Here is a 2,597-nt window from a genome sequence, read left to right on the forward strand (position 1 = left end):
GGAGCGTGTGAAGCGTAATGTCACCTTTATTGAACCGCCTTTAGTGCGTTTTGGCGTTGACCCAACGGGGAGAAAGAATGCTGTTTTTGATACCACTGCACCTACAGAGACTATTAAGCATCAACGAGTAGGAAATCAAGAATACCCATTTTCTGTCACATGGTGTGAGTTTGAAGAGAATGTGAAGGAAAATGGAATATTTGTTGTGCCTGATAATGAGCGTGTTAATTATGACACTCTTTATTCACGCCTTAAGAAAGGTGAAATAACGGCAGAGTCCTTTGTTGGCTATATGGTACAACGTAAAAAACACAACAAATATGAATATGTGGAGGGTGTTACGTCATTTTCGGAGTTTGTAAAAGGATTAGACCCGTTAAGTAACCAGTATGGGCAAACTATCGAGGCTTGGGTGGAGGAGGGGGAAGTTAGGAAGAAAGAAGCGACTAAGCATAAGAAAAAAACAAAAAATACTTATGCTAAAATACATGTGGATTCATTTATAACAGCCTGAAGAGAGAGAAAGCTAAGTCGCTTTTGCCCCCATAGCGCCTCAGAAACCAATTGTTGTGGCCAATATTTCTTAGCAACTACACTTTAATAAAAAGTATTTTGAATAAGGTGACGATACTTTCATTATATTCCCCCTGAGCTTTTAAATTAAATCATCAAATAAATGTTTATAGTCTAAAGAATGTAAAATACAATGAATTAAGTGCGTTGAAATTTCTTATTTTAAACAAAAAAACTAGTATTCAGCATAGATTTATCGGCCTTCTGGCGATTCTCGGTGAATACGTGAACTTGAGGTCCTATAAAATGAATATCGACATGAACTTTGTAAAAACACAACCGCAGGGAATTGTACTGATTAAGCAGTCCCAGGAAACTGAAGAACGGATCGCAAAGACCGAGGAAAAAAAAGAAAGCGATAAAGCTCAAGGCGTCAAGGTTAGTCTTTCTGCTGAAGGAAAGCAGAAACAGGAGGATGAAGTTAATGGAACCGATAAAAATAGCGGAAGCAGTGTTGTCGATGGCGTCATTGCAAGGCTCAAAGAGCAGATTGAACAACTAAAAAAACAAATTGAAGCACTACAGGGAAATGATAGTCCGGAAGCAAAGGAACAGCGAAAGATGTTTAATGAACAATTAGGAATGCTCAACGCTGCCTTGCTTAGCGCCATAAATAAGATGACCGAAGGGGATCAGAAAAAACAAACGAGATCATAACCGTCTCGTTAATTTTCTAGTTCGGTTTGTTCCCCTTTCCGCTTTAGAAAGCTAAGTCACTTTCGCCCCCATTAGACTTAGAAAGTTGTAAATATGTGGCCAATTTTACTTAGCCACAACAGTACTTGCAGGATCACATCTTTAGGAAATTGGTAACCAGAAAAATTCATAGATAAGGTCATAAAAAGATAAACATTGAGCTTCGAGGGTTAATTTTTAGAAAAGTTACAATGTAGATGTGACAGAACCTTTCAAGCTGGTATATTGCCATCGGTGTGTGATAAATATCTCACAACAATTACAGTTTCTAGTTATAATATGTAAAAAATAACATTCATTAATATTGGTGCCACTCTGGCTTGGGCTGTCACAAAACATTAAAGGAAATAATTATGTTAAAGAAAGAAATTGCTCTATTACTAATAACATTTTCAGGATTCACTTTTGCAAATTGCTCCGTCCCTGATAGTTTAGACGACATGACATTTATTAATGTTATTGACCCTACTTACTCTAATTCAAACCCTAATGCAGGGGCTATTGCTAAAGTAACGTATTCTAATAAAAAGTATGTCACTGAGTTTCTTAATAGAGAGTTAGGTCCTTTTTATGGCCGTTATACTTATAGTGTATTAGATAAAGATAATGGTATTGGACTTTATCTTGGAGATGAAAAAGATCCTTTAAATAAGCCTTCTCATTCTGTTCTTTTTAAATGTTTAACAAATACTTACGGCACGGCAATATTTACTCAGATATCGGGGGTAAATGAACCTATAGGTAGACAGAATATGCTTAGCTATACAGTTATTAAGAATGAACAATAGGCGCCTATCTGTTCTTTATTAACACTTACGTTTTCGTATGAATCTAAACGCTCTTTATATTTAATCATTGCACCTACAGTTGAAGTTGAATTGATTTGATGGATAGAAAACTGAAAGTTTCTTATCCATCAAGCATCATTGGTAACCTAGTCAACTTAATTCGGTCAGCCTAGTTAATTTGGTTCTGTTGTAAATTGAAATTATGTCGCTTTAAATGCAGAGGTACTTTTCCTCAGATACAATTATCCACGAGAGAATAAAACTGCTCTGATGGCGCCATTCCTTCTGAGTTAACCATCTGTTTTTGCTTAATAATCAAGCAAAACTCGACACCTGCTAAGGTTGTTTCTACACCAATCCAAGACTTCCATCCTAAACATTGATTCATTTTACCTTTCACTTTTCGATGGCTTTGTTCGGCAATGTTATTGAGGTATTTGACCGCCGAGAATACACAACATACCCCATAGCGCCTTAGAATACATATTAAAGTAGTTGTTAAAATTGGTCGTTGAAAAATCTGTTCCCTGCCTAAATATA

The 2,597-nt window shown here is 36.3% G+C and carries 3 protein-coding genes and 1 pseudogene; 3 read left to right on the top strand and 1 reads right to left on the bottom strand.

Annotated elements, in window-relative coordinates; translation table 11 throughout:
- The 3 genes from CXF74_RS20990 to CXF74_RS21000 form a co-directional block, all read left to right on the top strand.
- A partial coding sequence (locus CXF74_RS20990) for a hypothetical protein (protein WP_157822501.1) occupies positions 1-514 on the top strand: 514 nt, incomplete at its 5' end.
- Between the two features lie 305 nt (positions 515-819).
- A complete protein-coding gene (locus tag CXF74_RS20995) occupies positions 820-1,230 on the top strand; it encodes a hypothetical protein (protein WP_157822502.1) in 411 nt (136 codons plus the stop codon).
- Positions 1,231-1,622: 392 nt separating this feature from the next.
- On the top strand, positions 1,623-2,057 hold the full coding sequence (locus CXF74_RS21000; RefSeq protein WP_101084548.1) for a hypothetical protein: 435 nt from the start codon (positions 1,623-1,625) through the stop codon (positions 2,055-2,057).
- 232 nt (positions 2,058-2,289) lie between these two features.
- Here the strand turns inward: CXF74_RS21000 and CXF74_RS23190 are convergent.
- Positions 2,290-2,597, bottom strand: a pseudogene (locus CXF74_RS23190) (hypothetical protein); the annotation flags it as partial.

Origin of the sequence: Psychromonas sp. Urea-02u-13, from assembly GCF_002835995.1 — a bacterium.
GTDB lineage: Bacteria > Pseudomonadota > Gammaproteobacteria > Enterobacterales > Psychromonadaceae > Psychromonas.